Here is a 502-nt window from a genome sequence, read left to right as displayed (position 1 = left end):
TTCCTTCATTTGACTTTTACTATCTATTTCTCATGATTTCGGTGAAAATGAGAAATATGTTATTACTTCAGACGGGAGGAAACAAGAATGAAATGCTATCAATTACATTTGGAATTAGTGGGATGCCCTTTCCCTATTTGGAGAAAAGTTATTTTACCTGCGAAATTAACTTTTGATGATTTACATGATGTGATTCAATGCTTATTTCAATGGGAGCACCAACATTTATTTGAATTCACTGTAGGAAAATATACTATATCGGATCCACCTGATTCGAGTATTCCCTTTTCCATGTTGGAATTGACAACACCATCTCGAATGCTGCGCGCTCATAGAACCATGCTACTTGAACAAATCAAAAAGAAGGGGCAAATTTTTCAATATGTATACGACTTTGGAGATCACTGGTTGCTACAGATTCAAGTTGAAGATGTACTCGATCAAAACTCTGATGAAATAACATGCATTGGAGGAGAAAATGCAGCTCCTTTAGAGGATATCG

Annotated in this window: 1 protein-coding gene; it reads left to right on the top strand. The window is 35.9% G+C overall.

Annotated elements, in window-relative coordinates; genetic code table 11:
• Nucleotides 1–87: 87 nt before the first annotated feature.
• On the top strand, nucleotides 88–502 hold a 415-nt coding region (locus tag ACODS7_RS32525), incomplete at its 3' end, for a plasmid pRiA4b ORF-3 family protein (RefSeq protein WP_488828684.1).

Source organism: Bacillus sp. FG16 (assembly GCF_057809515.1).
This window is presented reverse-complemented; position numbering and strand designations above follow the sequence as displayed.